We start from the raw sequence: 19,728 nt of genomic DNA, 5'->3' as shown, positions 1-19,728 counted from the left end.
AGATATGCCGGAACGCTTCGGCCCATGGTCAACGGTGTATCAACGGTTCCGGGGTTGGCGAAACCAGGGCACCTTCGATCAGATGCTCAAACGCTTGCACCTGAGACTGAATGAGCAAGGCTTGATCGATGTGCAAACCTGGATGATCGACTCAACCGCAGTACGTGCAACCCGAGCCTCTTCTGGCGCCGGGAAAAAAGGGGGCCTGACGAGCCTGCCGATCACGCTCTAGGCCGTAGTCGCGGTGGCCTGACAACCAAGATTCACATGCTCTGCGATGCCAACGGGACACCGTTGCGCTTCCTCCTCTCTGGCGGTCAAGCCAGTGACATTAGTTACGCCCAACCACTGCTGGACGACGTCAGCATTCCATCAGGCCAACGAGGTCGCCCACGCAAGCGCTGCAAATGGCTGCTTGCCGACAAAGGCTATGACGCCGAAGCGCTTCGCCGCTACTGCGATCAATATCGAATGCAGCCCGTCATCCCGCTACGCTCAATGAAACGCAAACCCAAGCCCGGCTTACCCAGACTGTTTGATCGGCCCAAGTACCGACAGCGCAACATCATCGAGCGCATGTTTGGCTGGCTGAAAGAGAACCGCCGCATCGTGACACGCTTCGACAAGCTCGCGAAAAGCTATGCCGCAATGGTCTCACAGGCTTGTTCCATACGGTGTTTGCGACATCTCTTTTCGTACAGAGCCTAGGTCTGTGGGAAGTACCTTGTTGTTGAAAGGACTTGAGGCGGACGTAGCCGTCATTCTTGAGCCAGAAAAGATGAATGCAAAGAACCTCTATGTCGCAATGACTCGTGGCAGCAAGCAACTTGTCATCTGCTCAAGCTCGCCGATACTGAAATGGTAGGTGTCGGATTGACAGTGTTGGCGATTTTACCCCCGTCCGTACCCCCGTTTGTGACGGGATTGTTTGGGTGGGTGTGGGCCGTTAAGAGGTATCTTCATCTCCCGGCATGGCTTGTGCCACCTGTCTATTCAGGGCTTTGTGAGCCTTCATGGGGTGGGTGGAAACGGACCATTGTGGTGGCACTCTCTCCGCCATGCCTGCCTCCTTCACCGCCAAATTCTTGAAGAAATCCCGCGAGTTAGACGCTCTGCGGGATTTTTTTTGCTCTCGATTTCGCAGCCTACCCCCATCTGTGCCCCGGTCGAGTGGTGCCTTTTGGGCATTGCCTATTCTCATACCCGAATTTCATCAAAGGTTGCTGAAAAGGGCTTGCTGCCTCACCTGGCATGATGCTGCGAACGAACCGTTGCGCTTTCGATCATGTCTGTGCGAATGGCTGACGGTTGCCCAACACCGTTGCGTGCATAGCTGCATAACGTGACCGGCAGCTCTGCTATTTCCAGGAAAATGCCATCCATGGCCAGGGTGTAGCGTTCATCGTCAATATCGCCACAGGTGGTCCTGCTCGCCGAATGCACGCTGTAGTAGTAATGCTGGCTAAAACCGCTGTGCTGGTTTTCCCAGGCGATGTGATAGCGGTGCTTGATCTGCGGTGCCGGTGCGGGGTTGGTCAGGAAGACCGAATGGGTGAATACATTGCGCAGGAGTGCTTCGGTCAGCGGTTGCTCGGCCTTTTGCACGCCGAGTATGCACAGCACATGCGGCCCCAGCACGGGGCCGATGGACTGGTCGATGTAGGCCTCGTCAGAGGCGGCGGCGACTTGGTAGCCGTGGGTGCGTGCACAATCGTTGATGTCATTTACGGCCTTGAATCGGTAGAACGGCTCCTGGATCGAGAATCTCAGGTTCCAGGTTGGACGGGTTATTTGGCCGGCGGCATCACGTTGTAAATGCACATACGGCTTCAGGTTCCATGGTTCGTCCAGCGTGATTTCAACGGCCTTGAGCTGGCAGGTCGGGGTGTCATTACGGAACACACCGTCTACAAAGCAGTAGTACAAGTGGTTGGCGGGATAGCTGTAGTTGAATTTGGCGGCTTCACACACCGAGTTGTTCTGACAGCTATTGAGAATGTCCTTCTGAATGGCGGACGCGACCTTGCTGATGATACTGGTGATTTCATTGGTATTCCGGTCCAGCATCGGACTGCCGGAGCTGCCTGGGCGCAGACCGTTGCAGCGGTTGCGCAAGGCGTTGGGGAACACACCGGGTTGTTCGGCAAAACTGTTGATAGTCGACTCCACGCAGGCGCTCATGCGTAGTCCCTTTTTCAGAAACCCGGTCGGCGCTCCCACATTGATCACTTCTCGATCCGACGTGTGACGTTGAGATGCCAGCCTGAGTGGCATGATCCCGCTGGCCACCAGCGCGGCCAGTGACGTATCCAGTTCGAGCACGGCTAAATCGGTGCCCGCCATGCTGCTCCAATGTGCTGTTTTGACGGCGTAGGTGACATGCCGCTCAGGTGTGTCATGAAAGTAATTGAAGGTGACATCGGCGGTGAACGCCCGGCGCAGGAGCGCCGTACCGTAGCTGAAGAACACGCAGTGCCCGCTGGTCAGCACATAAGCCGGACCGGTGGCCTTGCCCCGGCGATCATGAGTGTCAAGCAGAACGGCATTGCAGGTCTGGCCTAAGGCGTTTTTCAGTGAACCGATGCCGGTCCATTGCGGGTAACGGTGGTGTTTATTCTCAAGTGCCATGGACGGTGACTGTTCGGTAAGTCCTTCGGCCAGGTCTCTGGCGTGGCAGGGCCAGACGATGCTGAGCAATAGGAGATACAGGAAAACGCAAGCGCTGTGAGTACGTGACATAAGGGCCCCGACAAGGAAGTCATTGATTGGCTGAAACTACCCAATCAGGCCATGGCAAGTGCCATACAGGACTATTGCGTGAGCCCTTGAGAGAAGGTGCTGATCCCAGTGATCATGGCGTCACCACCTTTTGACTGCATCGTCTCAGATATGCAGCCACGCCAGGCTGCCCAGCACCACCGCGACACCCGCCGCCGTATACGACAGGCGTTTCAACCATTCCCGCCTGGTCAGCAAAGTAATCGCCGCCAGCGAAATCGCGATCTGAATCGCGGTCATCGCCTGGGCCCAGCGATGGTGCTGGTGCAGCGCCTGTTCCGACTTTTCATCCCATTGCTTTGACGTGGTCTCAAGCTTTTCGGCCTGTTTGCGCACGTCTTCCTTCTGGCTTCTGTAGCGCTCTATCTCTTCCTTGTAATGCACCGCGTCCACGCCGGGAATGTGGGTGGCCAGTTCTGCCAGGTTTTGCCGGCTGGATTTGGCCTGGTAGTAGTTCCACTGGTTGGCGGCTTCGGTCTTGAAGATGGCGGCGTTGTTCTTGTCCATTGCCGCTTCGCTTTCGGTGGAGCCGGCCTGGTAGCTGAGCATGGCGCCGAGGGTGGCCATGAGCGCGGTCATCACGGCGATGCGGCTGGCGAAGGTGTCACCACGGCCGTGGGCATGTTCGGTGGTGTGTTCGATGTGTTTTCCGTGGGGGCTGGGGACTTCGAAGGCTTCGGGCATGGGGGCGTCTGTGAAGGGACTGAGGGAGTCTGATTCTTCACCAGTGAAGCTGTCTCAATCCTGTACGTAACGCTGCAAACCTTCCACCAGGGCATCGAACATCACGCGGCAGCGCGGGCTGTTGCGCAGGTCTTCGTGCATGGTCACCCAGGTGTCCAGCTTGAGTGCAAAGCCTTCTGGCAGGACCCGGCGCAGGCAGGGATCGCGCTTGGCCAGTTGGACCTGGCAGCCGCCGATACCGGCACCGGCGCGGATCAGCGCCAATTGTGCCAGGTCGCTGTCGCTGCTGAGGGCGAAGGCGCTGCGCTCGAAGCCCGTGATGGCCAGGCTGCGGATAAATGCGTTTTCCTGGTCGAAACCGATCACTGAGTGGCCGGCCAGGTCCTGCATCAACAGGGGCGTGCCGTGTTGCTGCAGGTAATCGTCGCGGGCATGCAGGCCCACTTCGATCAAGCCGATGCGTCGCGCCAGCAGTTGCTCCTGGCTGGGGCGGACCATGCGCACGGCGATGTCGGCTTCCAGTTGCAACAGGTCGCTCAGGCGGTTGGTCAGCACCAGTTCGACCTTGAGGTGCGGGTGTGCCTGGCGCACTTGCGTGAGGATCGGCGGCAGCACTTCCACGCCGATCACTTCACTGGCGGACACGCGCACCACGCCGCGCACTTCATCACCCTGGGCAGACGCTGCACGCTCAAGTGCCGCCGCTGTGCGTTCCATGGTTTCGGCGTGGGCGCGCAGGGTCCGGGCTACCGCCGTGGGCAACAAGCCGCTCGGTGAACGGGTAAACAGCACCACGCCCAGCGCCGTTTCCAGCGCGGCAATGTGCCGGCCGACCGTGGGCTGTGTAATGCCGAGTTGCCGCGCGGCTCCCGACAACGATCCTTCTCGGAAAACGCCGAGGAACGACCGGTAAAGCTCCCAACCAATATTCATTGCCATGCATAAATGTATAGCGCCTGGGCGATCTTCGACAATTCCTCTATAGCGCCGGCACGCAGAAAATGTCCCCATCAACCCCTGTGGGAGAGTGTGATGAACAAAGTATTGGTGTTGGGTGCAACCGGTGGCATTGGTGGCGAAGTCGCACGGCAGCTGCTCGCGGCGGGTTGGCAGGTACGTGCGTTGACCCGTGATGTCGACAAGGCCCGTGGCCAGAACGCCGCATTTGACTGGCTTGAGGGTGATGCACTCAACCGCGATGACGTACTTGCTGCAGCCCGAGGCTGTGAAGTGATCGTGCACGCGGTCAACCCGCCGGGCTATCGGCACTGGGCCGAGCGGGTGCTGCCGATGATCGACAACAGCATCGCGGCGGCCGTTGCTGAAGGCGCCACCATTGTATTGCCCGGTACCGTCTACAACTTCGGGCCGGACGCGTTTCCTGTGCTGCACGAAGACTCTCCCCAACATCCGCAAACCCGCAAGGGCGCGATCCGTGTGCAACTGGAGCAGCGTTTATACGAAGCTTCAGGCAACGGGGCGCGGGTGCTGATCGTGCGCGCCGGTGACTTTTTCGGTGCGCAGGCGGCCAACAGCTGGTTTTCCCAGGGCTTGGTCAAACCTGGCAACCTTGTGCGCAGCGTCAATTATCCGGGTGCGCCAGGTGTGGCCCATCAGTGGGCGTACCTGCCCGATGTGGCGCGTACGATGGTTGAACTGCTCGAGCGCCGTGAAACCCTGGAGGCGTTCGCGCGTTTTCATATGGCGGGGCAGGTGGACACGGATGGCACACAGCTGAGCCGGGCGATCCAGCGCGTGGTGCTGCGTAGGACGGGGCAACAGCCTGTCGTCAGGATGTTCCCCTGGTGGCTGCTCAAAATAGCTTCGCCCTTTGTCGTCACCTTCCGTGAAATGCTGGAGATGCGTTACCTGTGGCAAACCCCTGTGCTGCTCGATAACACGCGGCTGGTTGCGGTATTGGGCGCTGAACCTTGCACGCCGCTGGATGAAGCGGTGGAGACGACCCTGGCCGGCATGGGGTGCCTGCCTCGGGCGGTGTGAAGTTTAGCTCGAAGTGGCCTGTGGCATCGCCCTCTACGGCACTGGCCCATGCGCGGATCCAGGTGGAAGCCTTGAGCAAGGGCTGCAATGGGTGGGCTGAGGGCGCGGATTTTCCAGAGTTACGCTTTATAGCTCCAGTTGACTGGCGTTGATGCCGAAGGCCTTGGCAATTTTTTCCCGCGTTGCACGGCGAGGTTTGTTCACCGACTCTTGTTGGGCAAATGCGGATTGGGAAATGCCCAGGCGTTTGGCAACCTCTTCCTGGGTCAGGTTCAGGTGTTCGCGCCATGCACGGATAGGGGTTGCCCCATCCACCAGGCGGCTTACCACCGCATGGGGAATCAGATTTGGATCGTTCTGCCGGGCCAGATAATGTTCATAGGGAATCACCACAAAGGCTGGCTTGCCCTCCGTATTGTGGATGATCTGTACGGCAGTAGGTTCGCTCGTCACGCTTCTTGACCTCTTCAATGCTGACCACATGGATATCGCGATCCCAATCGAAAAGGACTCGGTAATTACCCACGCGCAAGCGATAACCATGGGGGTAATTGACCAATGCCTTGACGTTGGCTGCCTCGGGCATGCGCTCAAGCGCTGACACCGCATCGCGTACCTGTTGCTGATGATACGTATGCAACCGAAGCAGTTGCTTTACGGATTTTCTAGTCCAGTGGATGGAGTTCATTGGAAGATTAATAAGTCTTTTATAAGGTTATCAAGCGATATTTTCAGACGCCGGCCAGTGGCGGTTCGCGCTGCCCTCACAAACCGTAGACGGTCGCCGCACACACCGACCGGTATAACTGTTGCCAGTTATGAGGCACTGATATGAAGGGCCATCAACTCGGGAATCGAATCGATACAAAGTCATGGCGGTTGCCTGCATGGGACCCGCACCGCTATTGTGCTGAATCCTTTTAGTCTTTCCCTTGGGTTGTCGTGATGAATGCACCGCGTACCGCAGTCGGTCCGATCAAGGCCGTGATTTTCGATATGGACGGGTTGTTGCTGGACACTGAAGGCATCTATACCGAAGTCACGCAAATCATCGCCGAGCGCTACGGCCGCACCTACGACTGGGGCATCAAGCAGCACATCATCGGGCGTGGTGCCCAGGACCTGGCGGACTACGTGGTGAAGGCGCTGGACCTGCCGATCACACCGGCTCAATTCCTGGAGATCCGCGAACCGCTGATGAGCGAGCGTTTCCCCAAGGCCTTGGGCATGCCCGGCGCCGAAGCCTTGGTGCGGCACTTGAAGGCGCACAATATCCCGATTGCCGTGGGCACCAGTTCGTCGCGCAATTCGTTTGGCCACAAGACCACCTTGCACCGCGAATGGTTTGGCCTGTTCGACACCATCGTCACCGCTGACGACCCGGAAGTGGGCGCCGCCAAACCCGCGCCAGACATCTTCCTCACCGCCGCCCGCCGCCTGGGCGTTGCGCCCGAGGATTGCCTGGTGTTCGAAGACTCACCCTTCGGCGTCACTGCTGCCAAAGCTGCCCATATGACCGCCATCGCTGTGCCGGATGAAGCCATGGCCGACAGCAAGTACCACCACGCCGACCAGATCATCCGCAAGCTCGCGGATTTTGACCTGGCGGCCTACGGCCTGCCACCTCGAACCTGATTGATCGCGGTTGAAAATGTGGGAGGGGCGGTGCGACGATTCGACTTGCCCCCTCCCACATTTGATTTGCAGTGTTCAGGAAGCCCTAGGCGCTGAAGCCACCATCGATGGTCAAGCTTGCACCGGTGATATAGCCCGCTTCCGGTCCTGCGAGGTAAGCCACAAAACTGGCAATCTCCTCCACATGCCCATACCGCCCCACCGCCATCAACCCAATCAGACTCTCGGCAAAATCACTGTTGGCCGGGTTCATATCGGTGTCCACCGGCCCAGGTTGCACGTTGTTGATGGTGATCCCCCGTGGCCCCAGATCCCGCGCCAGGCCCTTGGTCAAGCCCACCAGCGCTGCCTTGCTCATCGCATATGGGCCACCGCCACCAAACGGCATGCGTTCGGCATTGGTGCTGCCGATATTGATCACGCGGCCGCCTTCACCCATATGCCTGGCCGCTTCCTGGGTTGCGATAAACACGCTGCGTACGTTGATTGCCAGGGTCTGGTCAAAGTCTTCCAGCTTGAAATCCTCCAGCGGCGCGATGGCCAGCACGCCGGCGTTGTTCACCAGTATATCCAGACGCCCAAAGGCTTCGACGGTGGCGTTGACCGCATTGCGTATCGCATCGGCATCGGCGCTGTCGGCATGGATCGCCAGGGCTTTGCCGCCTTCGCTGATCACGCTGTTCTGCAGTTCTTCGGCCTTGGCGGCCGAGCTGACGTAGGTAAAGGCAACGGCTGCGCCCTGCGCGGCAAGACGTTTGACGATGGCGGCGCCGATGCCGCGAGAACCGCCTTGAATCAAGGCGACTTTGCCGCTGAGGTTTTGGGTGGTCATGTCGATCTCCAAGCTGTTCAAGGCGGGATGCCTTGTTGTTGGAACCGAGTATCGACCTCGCCAGCCCCTCCCGGTAGACCAGGATTGCTATAGTCTGTGTAAACCAAAAGTTTAGAGTGGTCGATATGGAAAGCTTTGGCAGTATCGAATGTTTCGTGCGCAGCGCCGAAGGTGGCAGCTTTGCCGAAGCGGCGCGGCACCTGAGCCTGACACCGGCGGCGGTGGGCAAAAGTGTCGCCAAGCTCGAAGCGCGTTTGGGCGTACGCCTGTTCCAGCGCAGCACCCGGCGCCTTACCCTCACCGAAGCCGGCAAGCTGTTTCTCGAAGAGGTCAGCGGCAGCCTTACCACCATCCAGAACGCCGTGGCCAACCTGGCCAGCGCTGAAGGGCGGCCGGTGGGCACATTGAAAGTGAGCATGGGTACGGTGTTTGGCAATCGCTACGTGGTGCCGCTATTGGACGCGTTCATGCGCCGCTTCCCGGACATCAGCCCGGACTGGCATTTCGATAACCGCCAGGTCGACCTGATCGGCCAGGGCTTCGATGCCGCCATCGGTGGTGGCTTCGAGCTGCCCCAGGGAGTGGTGGCGCGCAAGTTGACCCCGGCCCATCGCGTGCTGGTGGCGTCACCGGACTACCTGGCGCAGCATCCCCCGGTGCGGGTGCCCGAAGACCTGGCGCGTTGCCACGGGATTCTCATCCGTTCACCGCAGACCGGACGCGTGCGCTCCTGGCAATTGACCAGTACCGAGCGTGAACACCGCCCGCTGGTGCTTAGACCGAGCATGACCATGAGCGATTCCGAAGCCGCCTGCTGCGCCAGCGCCCAAGGCCTGGGCGTCGCCTTGGTGAGCATGCCTATGGCCGTGCCATTCCTGGACAGCGGTGCGGTGGTTCGAGTGCTGCCCGACTGGTACGTCGACGACGGCAACATCTCCATCTACTACGCCGAACACAAACTGCTGCCCGGCAAGACCCGCGCGTTTGTGGATTTCATCATCGAGCAATTCGCCGAGCAGCAGTTGAACCAACGCTTCAGCGCGGCCAACCGATGACTTTTTTCGCCCTTGGCGTTGCGTAAGTCCTGATCTTCGACGTCGACAACCCCAGCCGCACCAGCGACTCGGCAATGGTCACCGCCGCTGTCACCCCATCCACCACCGGCACACCGGTGCGCTGGCGAATCTGCTCATCCAGCCCGGCCATGCCGCCACAGCCCAGGCAGATCACCTCGGCCTTGTCTTCGCTGATGGCCAGTTCCGCCTGGCGCACGATGGCCTCCATCGCTGCCAGCGGGTTTTCTTCCAACTCCAGCACCGCCATGCCACTGGCGCGCACCGAGGCGCAGCGCTGGTACAGGCCGGCCAGTTTCAGGCGGTCTTCGATCAGCGGCACCGTGCGGTCCAGGGTGGTCACTACCGAGTAGGCGTGACCCAGGAACATCGCGGTGCTGGCGGCGGCTTCGGTGATGTCCACCACCGGCACGTTGAGCAATTCCTGCAAGCCTTCACGACCATGCTCGCCGTACCCGGCCTGGATCACTGCATCAAACGGCTGGTCATAGGCCATCACCCGGTCCATCACCGCGATGGCCGCCAGATAGCTTTCAAAGTTGCCCTCCACCGATTCGGCGCCGAAGTACGGCGTGAGCCCGACAATCTCGGTGCCCGGCGCAGCCACGGCGCGCGCTTGCTGGGCGATGGTTTCAGTGATGGATTCGGTGGTGTTGACGTTGACCACGAGGATACGCATGGAAGGTCCTTGATTAATGACTGACGTTATCGACGGCAATGCTTTCGCCGCTGACATCGGCGTAGAACGGCTGGCGCTTGGCGATCAGCAAGTACAACAGCCCTGCAATACCGGCGCCAAACATCCAGGAAAACGGTGACACGTTGGCAAAACCCGGTAACAAGGCCAGGAGAATGGCGATCACCGCCGCAGGAATAAACGCTGCCACCGCACGCAAATTGACTCCACGGCTGTAGTAATAAACGCCGCGCGGGTCTTCGCTGTACAACTGCGGCACGTCCACCTGGCTTTTACGGATCAACCAGTAATCGACCATGATCACCCCATACAGTGGCCCCAGCAGCGCGCCCAGGCCGGACAGGAAGTACACGATCACCAGGGGGCTGTTGTAGAGGTTCCACGGCAGGATCAGCACCGCCACGGTGGCGCTGATCAACCCGGCGCGACGGAAGTTCAGGTACTTGGGCGCCAGGTTGCTCAGCACAAAGGCCGGCGCGACAAAGTTGGCCATGATGTTCACCGCCACGGTGACGATCAGGAACGCCAGACAGCCCAGCACCAGGAAGAAAGTACTCGGGATGGCCGCGATGATCTCGGTCGGGCTTTCGATGACTCGGCCATTTAGCTGGAATTGCCCGCCGCACAGCAGCACGGTGATCGCGGCAAACACCAGGATATTCACTGGCAGGCCCCAGAAGTTACCCACCTGAATGGTCTTGCGGCACGGCGAGGAGCGGGCGAAGTCGCAGAAATTGAGGATCAGCGTGCCGTAGATCGCCAGCCACAGCGCGCCGCCGGCAAAGATATTGCGCCACATCTCGCCGCCGCTCAGCGGCTCGCGGATCGACCAGGCGATAGTCCCGCCGGTCTGGAAATACATCCAACCGGCCAACGACGCCACGGTGAGCAAAATCACCGGTCCGGCGAAGCCTTCGTAGCGGCGTACCATTTCCATGCCGTAGGCCAGGATCACCAATTGCACCAGCCAGATTGCCACGAAACACACCCAGCCGAGGGACGACAGGCCCAGGATCGAATTGTGGTCGTATTCGGCAAAGCCGGGATGAATCGCCGTCAGCAACACGCGGAACACCACCGACGCCAGGTAGGTCTGGATGCCGAACCAGGCAATCGCAATCACCGCGCGGATCAACGCCGGAATCTGCGCGCCATGAATGCCGAAGCTGATACGGCTGATCACTGGAAACGGCACACCGGTTTTCTGGCCCATATAACCCGACAGGTTCATGAAGAAGTACACCAGCGCCGCACCGATGCCGAGAGACAACAGAATCTGCCAGCCGCCCAGGCCCAGCGCATACAAACCAATGGCGAACGAGTAGTTGGCGATGTTGTGCACGTCATTGGTCCACAGCGCAAAGATGCTATAGCGACCCCAGCGCCGGCCTTCAATCTTGGTGGGCGCCAGGTCCTTGTTGTGCAGGCGTGGGCTCAGCACCAGGGGGCCGGGCTCGATGGCTTCGGGCTTCAGGGAGGAGGGCAGATCCAGTGCGATGTTATTCGAGAGGCTTGTACGCATTCCGGCAGGCTCCAGCACATCGGCAGCCAGGCCGCAGATGGCAAAGTGTATGTATGTTTTGTATTTATTGTATACAAAGCGTGTTTCACCTTAAGCCACTTGCGTGCCAGTTTTTGATCTATGAAAACCTGGGGTAATTTCGTTTTTATAGGTTTATTGAATAACTAGCTGAATTCAAAGCGATATAAATTGACCGTTTGAACAGTTATTTATTTTTTGTTGGGAACCGGGCTATTTGTAAAGACAAAAGGCAGGAGGGGAGAGGTGTTACGTAATGGTGCGCAACAAGCTGGATTGCACACATAAATGGCACCGATGGTTACATATGTGTGTACACGTTCAGTGGCTAACATAACTCAAATGTGGGAGGGGGCTTGCCCCCGATTGCGGAGTGTCAGTCACTATTGACCTGGCTGACCCACCGCTATCGGGGGCAAGCCCCCTTCCACATTTTTTACAGCGCAACTTCAGGCCTTGCTGATGATATTCCCCGCATGCAACCCGCATTCCTTCTGCGTGGCTTCCTCCCACCACCAGCGACCTTCACGCTCATGCTGGTTCGGCAACACCGGGCGGGTGCAGGGCTCGCAGCCGATGCTGATAAAGCCGCGCTCATGCAGGCTGTTGTAAGGCAGCTCCAGCATGCGGATGTAACCCCAGACTTCCTCACTGGTCATCTGCGCCAGCGGGTTGAACTTGTACAGGGTGCGTTCCGGGGTAGAGAAGGCCGTGTCGATTTCCAGCGCCGCTACCTGGCTGCGGGTGCCGGGGCTCTGGTCGCGGCGCTGGCCGGTGGCCCAGGCAGTGACGCCGGCGAGTTTACGGCGCAGCGGTTCGATCTTGCGTACGCCGCAGCATTCGCCGTGGCCGTCCTTATAGAAGCTGAACAGGCCTTTCTCTTTGACGAAGGGTTCCAGCTTGCTCTGGTCCGGCGAGATCAACTCGATATCGATCTTGTAGAACTCGCGCACCTGCTCAATGAACCGATAGGTCTCCGGGTGCAAGCGCCCGGTGTCGAGGCTGAACACCTTGACGTTCTTGTTCAGCTTCCAGGCCATGTCTACCAGCACCACGTCCTCGGCGCCGCTGAAGGAAATCCACAGGTCATCACCGAACTGGTTGAAGGCCAGCTTGAGAATGTCCTGGGCGGATTTGTTGGCATAAGTCGCGGCAAGTTCAGCGACGTCGAAGGCTTGGTTCATCAGGACGGTTCCTACAGGTCAGTGGCGCTGAGCGCTCTATAGGGGAGCGATGGTATCAAAATCCGCCCTGCGTTGCGGCGGCGAGCATGAATCGCTAGAGTTCGGCAGTCCTTTTGCTCGCTCAACCAACAACATCTATAGGGGAGTGTCTTGTGGAAATTGCCTGTCTCGACCTGGAAGGGGTACTGGTTCCGGAAATCTGGATCGCCTTCGCCGAAAAAACCGGTATTGAATCCCTGCGCGCCACCACTCGGGACATTCCCGACTACGACGTGCTGATGAAGCAGCGCCTGCGCATCCTCGACGAGCACGGGCTCAAGCTCGCCGACATCCAGGCAGTGATCGCCACCCTCAAACCGCTGGATGGCGCCGTCGAGTTCGTCAACTGGCTGCGCGAGCGCTTCCAGGTGGTGATCCTGTCCGACACCTTCTACGAATTCTCCCAGCCGCTGATGCGTCAGCTGGGTTTCCCGACCCTGCTGTGCCACCGGCTGATTACCGACGAAACTGACCGTGTGGTGAGTTACCAACTGCGCCAGAAAGATCCGAAGCGCCAGTCGGTATTGGCCTTCAAGACCCTCTACTACCGCGTGATCGCCGCCGGCGACTCCTACAACGACACCACCATGCTGGGCGAAGCCGACTGTGGGATTCTGTTCCACGCGCCGGAAAACGTGATTCGCGAATTCCCGCAATTCCCGGCGGTGCATACCTTCGAGGATTTGAAGAAAGAATTCATCAAGGCCTCGAATCGGTCGTTGAGCCTGTAAGGCTTTCAGCGCGGCTGATGGCCTCTTCGCAGGCAAGCCAGCTCCCACACTTGACCGAGTTCCATCATGAGAATGCAGTCAAATGTGGGAGCGGGCTTGCCCGCGAAGAGGCCAGCCCAGTCACTACAAACCGTCCAGTGTCTCCAACAACACCCGCACCTTCGTCAGCGACTCCTGGTACTCCGCCTCCCATTCCGAGTCCGCGACAATCCCGCCGCCGCCCCAGCAACAAACCTGGCCATCCTTCACCAGCAAACTGCGAATGGCGATGGAACTGTCCATCTCGCCGCGCACATCCAGATACACCAGCGAGCCGCAGTACAACCCACGGCGAGTCGGCTCCAGCTCGTCGATGATCTGCATCGCGCGGATCTTCGGCGCGCCGGTGATGGAGCCGCCGGGGAAGCTGCCGGCGATCAGGTCGAGCGCGTCCTTGCCGTCGGCCAGCTCGCCGATGACGCTGCTCACCAGGTGGTGCACGTTGGGGTAGCTTTCCAGGCTGAACAGCTCCGGCACGCTGACCGAGCCGGTGCGGCAGGTGCGCCCCAGGTCGTTGCGCAGCAGGTCGACAATCATCAGGTTTTCGGCGCGGTCCTTGGGGCTGGCCAGCAGTTCGGCGGCGTTGGCGGCGTCTTCCTCAGGCGTCAGGCCGCGTGGGCGGGTGCCTTTGATGGGGCGGGTTTCGACCTGGCGTTTGCTGATGTGCACGAAACGCTCTGGCGACAGGCTCAGCACCGCGCCGTCGTCCGGCAGGCTCTGGAACCCGGAGAACGGCGTCGGGCAGGCTTCGCGCAGGGCGCAGTAAGCGACCCATGGATCGCCGATGCACGGGGCCCGGAAACGCTGGGCAAAGTTCACCTGGTAGCAGTCGCCGGCCTGGATGTAATCCTGGATGCGCACGATAGCCTGGCGGTAGGCCTCGGCGGTGAGGTCCGGCGCCATGGGACCGTTCAACTTGAAGATTGCCGCGCTGTCGGCTACCGGCTGGCCGAACAGAGTGATCAAGCGTTGCTGCTCGCTATCGGCCAGTGTCGGATGAAACACGAGCTGGCTGGTCTGCGCCTGATGATCACTGATCAATGCCCAGGCATACAGCCCGAAGCGCGCATCCGGCAGGTGCAGGTCATCCGCGGCAAGGTGCGGCATGTGCTCCAGGTGTCGGCCAAAGTCATAGCTCAGGTAACCGATCAACCCACCGGCAAACGGCAGCTCATAACCAGCAGGCAGATCCGCCTCGCCCAACTGCGTAAGATTTGCACGCAAGCGTTGCAGGAAATCACTGCCGCTTTCGTCGTGCGATACCGTCAATGTCGTGTGTGGCCACGCGCTCAACAGGTCATACCGTCCGCGCTCGGCTGCCGGTCGGCCGCTGTCCAGCAGCACTGCGCCAGGCGCATGGCGAATCGCCGCGAAATACTCGGCGGGGTTGGCCCGGTAGGGCAGCGGGTGTACGGAGCAGGTCAACATGCGGGGTGGATCAGCCATTGGCGCGGGGGAGGGGATTGTAGTCCCCCGTAGGATTTGCTCCTAGGGGGGATGTCGGGGATAGACAGATTGAAGACCTGATCAGCCTTCGACGGGGGGAATATGCCCAAACATTTCCTGCACGAACTTCACCCGTTCTTCCGGGGTTTCCGTCACGCCAGCGGCGTTCAGCGCTTCCAACCGTGCTTCCACCGCATGGGTGCGCAGGGTCAGGCCGCAGTCATTGGCAATCTGGATATTCAGCCCAGGCCGCGCATTCAGTTCCAGGATCAACGGGCCTTTTTCCTGGTCCAGCACCATGTCCACGCCGATATAGCCCAGCCCGCACAGCTCATAGCAGCCGGCGGCGAGCTTCATGAAACCGTCCCAGTTGGGCAACTGCACGCCATCCACCGCATTGGTGGTGTCGGGGTGTTTGGTAATGATGTTGTTCAGCCAGGTGCCGCGCAGGGTCAGGCCGGTGGCGAGGTCCACGCCGACGCCAATTGCACCCTGGTGCAGGTTGGCCTTGCCGCCCGACTGGCGGGTCGGCAAGCGCAGCATCGCCATCACCGGGTAGCCCATCAGCACGATGATGCGAATGTCCGGCACGCCTTCATAGCTGATGCTCTTGAAGATCTGGTCGGGCACCACACGGTATTCGATCAACGCACGATCACGGTGGCCGCCCAGGGAATACAGGCCAGTGAGGATGCTGGAAATCTGATGCTCGATCTCTTCATGGCTGATGATCTTGCCCGACACCGTGCGATAGCGCCCTTCAAAGCGGTCGGCGACCACCAGGATGCCGTCCCCGCCGGCGCCCTGGGCCGGCTTGATCACGAAGTCGCTGCGCCCGCCGATGATCTCGTCGAGCTTGTCGATTTCTTTCTCGGTGCTGATCACCCCGTACATTTCCGGTACATGGATGCCGGCCGCCAGCGCGCGCTCCTTGGTGATGATCTTGTCATCCACGATCGGGTACAGGCTGCGCTTGTTGTACTTGAGCACGTAGTCGGCGTTACGCCGGTTGATGCCCATGATCCCGCGCGCTTCCAGGGCTTTCCAGGTCTTCCAGAAACCGAACATTACCGGTCAGCCTTCAAGAACGCCTTGAAACGCACCAGCTCGGTCAGGCGGTAACCGCGATAACGCCCCATGGCCAGCATGAACCCCACCAGGATCAGCAGGACCGCCGGGAAGGTGAACACGAAGTAGATCAGCTCCGGCACGCTCATGATCAGGTGCGCCAGGGACGCCGCGAACAGCGTACCAATCGCCACTTTCAGCGCATGGTTGGCGCCGCGTTCCTCCCAGGTGATGGACAGGCGTTCGATGGTCATGGTCAGGATCACCATCGGGAACAGCGCCACCGACAACCCGCGCTCCAGCCCCAGCTTATGGCTGAACAGGCTGATGGCCGCAATCAGCACTACCACGAAGGTCAGCACCACCGACAACCTTGGTAGCATCTGCAATTTCAGGTGTTCCAGGTACGACCTGAGGGACAGCCCCAGCGCCGTGATAATCGTAAACAGCACAATCCCGAAGCCAAGCTGCGTCTCGCGAAACGCCAGGGCGATCAGCACCGGGGTGAACGTGCCGAGTGTCTGCAGGCCGATCAGGTTGCGCAGGATAAGGATCACCAGCACGCCAATCGGGATCATCACCATGATCATGAAGGTCTGCTGGGTTTGCAGCGGCAGGCCGTACAGCGAGTATTCGAGGAAGTTGGCGTCGGTGTTCTCGTCGGTCAGCTTGGCCAGGCGAATCGCGTTCATCTCGCTGTTGTTCAGGCTGAAGGTCACCATGGCCTTCTTGCCGCCCTCGACGGTGATCAGGTTTTCATCACCGGTCCACCACAGCAGGCGGTCGGCGGGCAGGCCCTGTTCGCCGGTTTCCGGGTTGAAGTACAACCAGTCATTGCCGTTGAAGCTGCGCAACCACAGTTCCGGGGTTTGCGGCTGGTCGGCGACCAGGCGGATGGTGTGGACCTTTTCCACCGGCACGTGGGCGATGGACAGCAGCAGCTCGACGATCTTGGCCTTGTGTGGCGTCGAAGGGTCGCCCGCCAGCAGCAGTTTCACATTGTCGTCGTTGAGGTTGTTGGTGCGCTTGATCGCTTCGGTGATAAACGTCTCGACGTCGGCCGAGTGCTGGCGGATCGGTGCCAGCAGGGCTTCGGCGGCAATCTTTTCCGGGCCTTCCACGGCGATGCTGTCGCGGAAGGTGGGGCCTTTGACCTTGACCTTCTCGCCGCTGTAGCGCTTGGTGAGCACCAGGCGGTAGTACAGGGTCTGGTTACCCTTGGCGCGGCGCGCCGACCAGGTGACCTTGCGGTTGCCGTCGATGCGGTTGACGCTCACCCCGTAGTTATTCGAGATGAAGCTTTCGTTGAGGCTGACGAAGTCGCGGCTCAGGGGCGGCACGAACATCTGGATCTTTACCGGGTCTTTCGGGTTGGCGACGAACTCGACCTTGGCGTCGATGTTCCACAAGTCGTCGGTGGCGTCCTCGGTGACGGGGATCCCCAGCACGAAGATCTGATAAGCGGTGACCGAAATACCCAAAACCACCAGGATGGTGATCAGGATCTTCAGGTGCAGGGTCAGAGAGCGCATTCGGTTTACTCGGCGGTATGAGCGTCGGCGGCGCAGGCGGGTTTGCCTGCTGCGTATTTAAGACTGGGGTCGACCAGCGCATCAAAGCGTTTCAGCGCTTCGGAGCCGATCAGCAGCGGGTATTGGAATGCGCTGCGGTCAGTCAAGTTCACTTCGATGCTGCGTAAAGCAGTGCCCATGCAGATATCCAGGGCAATCACCGGACGGGCGGTGTAGTTCTTGTCCTCATCGGGGTCGTAGTCACCGGCGCGGCGCTTGATCTTGCTGACGCGGGCCAGGGGACGCTCGATGGGATGGGAATGGGCGGTGTCGATGGCCAGGTAGAAGCGCACCCAGGATTCGCCGTTGCGCTTGAAGCGCTTGATATCACGGGCACTGAGCGAGGCGGTCTTGGCACCGGTATCCAGTTTGGCGGCGACTTCCAGATCGATACCGGCCAACTGGGCGTATTCGTTGAGGCCATACACGGTCTTCTCGGCGGCAGCGCCGAGGCTGGGTGCGGTCAACAGGCACATCAATAGAAGGAAGGGTTTGAGTCTCATAGATCCCGAGGCGGCAGTGCGATGTTCAATTCAAGGCGACTGGCATTGCTGCGCAAACTCCCTCGTACGCCGTTTCATCCAATGATGTCAGGCAAAAGTGCCGGGCATTCTAACATGATGCTTTTTTGGCGCCAGCGCTGGCAGGCGGCCATGCCCTGATAGGGTGCAACCCTGGTTATTAGACGATTGTCGACAATGTGTTTTTATTCTTTGACTATCCTGGGCTGATTGGCTAGTTTTTGCGGCATTGCTTTCAAAGGTGTCGACAATATGCTGGATCAGCTGGAATCCCCAGTGGTGGCGCAAGACGATTCCCAGACCATGTCCGAGAACGTCTTCCGGCGTATCCAGGCCGCCATCGTCAAGGGCGAGATCGCCCCGGGCAGCAAGATCTCCGAGCCGGAGTTGGCGCGCACCTACGGCATCAGCCGTGGCCCGCTGCGTGAGGCGATCCACCGCCTGGAAGGCCAGCGCCTGCTGGTGCGCGTGCCTCACGTTGGCGCGCGGGTGGTGTCGTTGAGCCACGACGAACTGATCGAACTCTATGAAATCCGCGAATCCCTCGAAGGCATGGCTTGTCGCCTGGCCGCCGAGCGCATGACCGACGCGGAAATCGAAGAATTGCGCCAAGTGCTGCACACCCACGAGCGCGACGAAGCCTTCCAGGCCGGCCTGGGCTATTACCAGCAGGAGGGCGATTTCGACTTCCATTACCGGATCATCCAGGGCGCCGGCAACCGCACCCTGACCCAGATGCTCTGCGGCGAGCTGTACCAATTGGTGCGTATGTATCGCATCCAGTTTTCCGCCACCCCCAATCGTCCGCGCCAGGCCTTTGCCGAGCACCACCGCATTCTCGACGCGATTGCCGATCGCGACGGTGAACTGGCCGAACTGTTGATGCGTCGGCATATCGGCGCATCCAAACGCAATATTGCCCGTCACTTCCCGGACGGCACTCCCCCATCACGAGGTGAATGATGAGTTCCAATAACAAGACGACTCCCGGCCAGCGTTTCCGTGACGCGGTCGCCAGTGAACACCCGCTGCAGGTGGTGGGTGCGATCAACGCCAACCACGCACTGCTGGCCAAGCGCGCCGGGTTCAAGGCGATCTACCTGTCGGGTGGCGGGGTGGCGGCTGGCTCCCTCGGTGTGCCGGATCTGGGCATCACCGGCCTGGACGATGTGCTGACCGACGTACGCCGCATCACCGACGTGTGCGACCTGCCGCTGCTGGTGGACGTGGACACCGGCTTCGGCTCCTCGGCATTCAATGTGGCGCGCACCGTCAAGTCGATGATCAAGTTCGGCGCGGCCGCCATCCATATCGAAGATCAGGTGGGCGCCAAGCGTTGCGGTCATCGCCCGAACAAGGAAATCGTGTCCCAGCAGGAAATGGTCGACCGTATCAAGGCCGCCGTGGATGCGCGCACCGATGACAGCTTCGTGATCATGGCGCGTACCGATGCGCTGGCCGTCGAAGGCCTGGAATCCGCGCTGGAACGTGCCGCCGCCTGCATCGAGGCCGGCGCCGACATGGTGTTCCCGGAAGCCATCACCGAGCTGGAGATGTACAAACTGTTCGCCTCCCGCGTGAAAGCGCCGATCCTGGCCAACATCACCGAGTTCGGCGCCACGCCGCTGTACACCACCGAACAGTTGAAATCCGCCGATGTTTCCATCGTGCTGTACCCGCTTTCGGCCTTCCGCGCCATGAACAAGGCCGCCGAGAATGTCTACACCGCGATCCGTCGCGACGGTACCCAACAGAACGTGATCGACACCATGCAGACCCGCATGGAGCTTTACGATCGCATCGACTACCACACCTTCGAGCAGAAGCTCGATGCGCTGTTTGCCGCGAAAAAATAACCCGGCGCACTCCCGAATAAATTCAAGATTGGA

At 59.9% G+C, this 19,728-nt stretch carries 18 protein-coding genes and 3 pseudogenes; 8 read left to right on the top strand and 13 right to left on the bottom strand.

Annotated features, from left to right (window positions below; translation table 11 throughout):
• Window positions 1-708, top strand: a pseudogene (locus BM110_RS20360) (IS5 family transposase); the annotation flags it as partial.
• Window positions 707-865: pseudogene (locus BM110_RS29915) on the top strand (DNA helicase UvrD); the annotation flags it as partial. The pseudogenes BM110_RS20360 and BM110_RS29915, both read left to right, overlap by 2 nt.
• 377 nt (window positions 866-1,242) lie before the next feature.
• Here BM110_RS29915 and BM110_RS20350 read toward each other — a convergent pair.
• From BM110_RS20350 to BM110_RS20340, 3 genes are all read right to left on the bottom strand, one after another.
• Entirely contained in the window at window positions 1,243-2,739 is a 1,497-nt protein-coding gene (locus tag BM110_RS20350; RefSeq protein ID WP_093514076.1) for a trypsin-like serine peptidase, read from the bottom strand.
• Window positions 2,740-2,883: 144 nt separating this feature from the next.
• Window positions 2,884-3,462, bottom strand: a complete 579-nt coding sequence (locus BM110_RS20345; RefSeq protein ID WP_093514075.1) for a DUF4337 domain-containing protein — start codon at window positions 3,460-3,462, stop codon at window positions 2,884-2,886.
• A gap of 54 nt (window positions 3,463-3,516) precedes the next feature.
• Window positions 3,517-4,401, bottom strand: coding sequence for a LysR family transcriptional regulator (locus tag BM110_RS20340; protein ID WP_093514074.1), 885 nt, complete (start codon window positions 4,399-4,401; stop codon window positions 3,517-3,519).
• Window positions 4,402-4,494: 93 nt separating this feature from the next.
• Between BM110_RS20340 and BM110_RS20335 the strand changes: the two genes are divergently transcribed.
• Window positions 4,495-5,463 carry an SDR family oxidoreductase gene (locus BM110_RS20335; protein WP_093514073.1) on the top strand — a complete coding sequence of 323 codons (969 nt, stop codon included), beginning with the start codon at window positions 4,495-4,497 and terminating at the stop codon, window positions 5,461-5,463.
• A 126-nt stretch (window positions 5,464-5,589) separates the two neighbouring features.
• Here BM110_RS20335 and BM110_RS20330 read toward each other — a convergent pair whose 3' ends face one another.
• Together BM110_RS20330 and BM110_RS20325 are read right to left on the bottom strand one after the other, a co-directional pair.
• The gene (locus BM110_RS20330) at window positions 5,590-5,946 is read right to left on the bottom strand and encodes a helix-turn-helix domain-containing protein (protein ID WP_071491428.1); all 357 of its coding nucleotides are present in this window, start codon (window positions 5,944-5,946) and stop codon (window positions 5,590-5,592) included.
• Window positions 5,900-6,151, bottom strand: a pseudogene (locus BM110_RS20325) (type II toxin-antitoxin system RelE/ParE family toxin); the annotation flags it as partial. The gene BM110_RS20330 and the pseudogene BM110_RS20325, both read right to left, overlap by 47 nt.
• Window positions 6,152-6,408: 257 nt before the next feature.
• Between BM110_RS20325 and BM110_RS20320 the strand changes: the two are divergent.
• Window positions 6,409-7,098 (top strand): HAD-IA family hydrolase, encoded by a 690-nt coding sequence (locus BM110_RS20320; RefSeq protein WP_093128093.1) that lies wholly within the window; start codon window positions 6,409-6,411, stop codon window positions 7,096-7,098.
• 85 nt (window positions 7,099-7,183) lie between these two features.
• Here BM110_RS20320 and BM110_RS20315 read toward each other — a convergent pair whose 3' ends face one another.
• Window positions 7,184-7,930, bottom strand: a complete 747-nt coding sequence (locus BM110_RS20315; RefSeq protein WP_092243314.1) for a 3-oxoacyl-ACP reductase family protein — start codon at window positions 7,928-7,930, stop codon at window positions 7,184-7,186.
• A 125-nt stretch (window positions 7,931-8,055) separates the two neighbouring features.
• On the opposite strand from BM110_RS20315, the gene BM110_RS20310 reads away from it, so the two are divergent.
• Window positions 8,056-8,985 carry a LysR family transcriptional regulator gene (locus BM110_RS20310; RefSeq protein WP_093514072.1) on the top strand — a complete coding sequence of 310 codons (930 nt, stop codon included), beginning with the start codon at window positions 8,056-8,058 and terminating at the stop codon, window positions 8,983-8,985.
• Here BM110_RS20310 and BM110_RS20305 read toward each other — a convergent pair.
• From BM110_RS20305 to BM110_RS20295, 3 genes are all read right to left on the bottom strand, one after another.
• On the bottom strand, window positions 8,966-9,682 hold the full coding sequence (locus BM110_RS20305) for an aspartate/glutamate racemase family protein (RefSeq protein WP_071491425.1): 717 nt from the start codon (window positions 9,680-9,682) through the stop codon (window positions 8,966-8,968). The genes BM110_RS20310 and BM110_RS20305 overlap by 20 nt on opposite strands.
• 13 nt (window positions 9,683-9,695) lie before the next feature.
• Window positions 9,696-11,222: an NCS1 family nucleobase:cation symporter-1 gene (locus BM110_RS20300; protein ID WP_092242649.1), complete on the bottom strand. Its 1,527-nt coding sequence runs from the start codon at window positions 11,220-11,222 to the stop codon at window positions 9,696-9,698.
• A 467-nt stretch (window positions 11,223-11,689) separates the two neighbouring features.
• The gene (locus BM110_RS20295) at window positions 11,690-12,424 is read right to left on the bottom strand and encodes a phosphoadenylyl-sulfate reductase (protein WP_071491423.1); all 735 of its coding nucleotides are present in this window, start codon (window positions 12,422-12,424) and stop codon (window positions 11,690-11,692) included.
• A gap of 152 nt (window positions 12,425-12,576) precedes the next feature.
• On the opposite strand from BM110_RS20295, the gene thrH reads away from it, so the two are divergent.
• Window positions 12,577-13,194: a bifunctional phosphoserine phosphatase/homoserine phosphotransferase ThrH gene (gene thrH, locus BM110_RS20290; RefSeq protein ID WP_093514071.1), complete on the top strand. Its 618-nt coding sequence runs from the start codon at window positions 12,577-12,579 to the stop codon at window positions 13,192-13,194.
• A 123-nt stretch (window positions 13,195-13,317) separates the two neighbouring features.
• On the opposite strand, the gene pabB is transcribed toward thrH, so the two are convergent.
• The 4 genes from pabB to BM110_RS20270 form a co-directional block, all read right to left on the bottom strand.
• Window positions 13,318-14,661 (bottom strand): aminodeoxychorismate synthase component I, encoded by a 1,344-nt coding sequence (gene pabB / locus BM110_RS20285; RefSeq protein ID WP_093514070.1) that lies wholly within the window; start codon window positions 14,659-14,661, stop codon window positions 13,318-13,320.
• A gap of 99 nt (window positions 14,662-14,760) precedes the next feature.
• Window positions 14,761-15,747 (bottom strand): alpha-L-glutamate ligase-like protein, encoded by a 987-nt coding sequence (locus BM110_RS20280; protein WP_071491420.1) that lies wholly within the window; start codon window positions 15,745-15,747, stop codon window positions 14,761-14,763.
• Window positions 15,747-17,279 (bottom strand): osmotic stress tolerance membrane protein RloB, encoded by a 1,533-nt coding sequence (locus BM110_RS20275; protein WP_092242672.1) that lies wholly within the window; start codon window positions 17,277-17,279, stop codon window positions 15,747-15,749. Before BM110_RS20275 ends, BM110_RS20280 begins: the two co-directional genes overlap by 1 nt.
• Before the next feature lie 5 nt (window positions 17,280-17,284).
• Window positions 17,285-17,821, bottom strand: coding sequence for a retropepsin-like aspartic peptidase RloA (locus BM110_RS20270; RefSeq protein ID WP_058427391.1), 537 nt, complete (start codon window positions 17,819-17,821; stop codon window positions 17,285-17,287).
• A 270-nt stretch (window positions 17,822-18,091) separates the two neighbouring features.
• On the opposite strand from BM110_RS20270, the gene BM110_RS20265 reads away from it, so the two are divergent.
• Both BM110_RS20265 and prpB read left to right on the top strand, forming a co-directional pair.
• Window positions 18,092-18,802 carry a GntR family transcriptional regulator gene (locus tag BM110_RS20265; RefSeq protein WP_058427390.1) on the top strand — a complete coding sequence of 237 codons (711 nt, stop codon included), beginning with the start codon at window positions 18,092-18,094 and terminating at the stop codon, window positions 18,800-18,802.
• Window positions 18,802-19,695, top strand: a complete 894-nt coding sequence (gene prpB / locus BM110_RS20260) for a methylisocitrate lyase (RefSeq protein ID WP_021491517.1) — start codon at window positions 18,802-18,804, stop codon at window positions 19,693-19,695. Before BM110_RS20265 ends, prpB begins: the two co-directional genes overlap by 1 nt.
• Window positions 19,696-19,728: the final 33 nt, after the last annotated feature.

This window comes from Pseudomonas sp. NFPP28 (assembly GCF_900115535.1).
GTDB classification, from domain to species: domain Bacteria; phylum Pseudomonadota; class Gammaproteobacteria; order Pseudomonadales; family Pseudomonadaceae; genus Aquipseudomonas; species Aquipseudomonas extremorientalis.
This window is presented reverse-complemented; position numbering and strand designations above follow the sequence as displayed.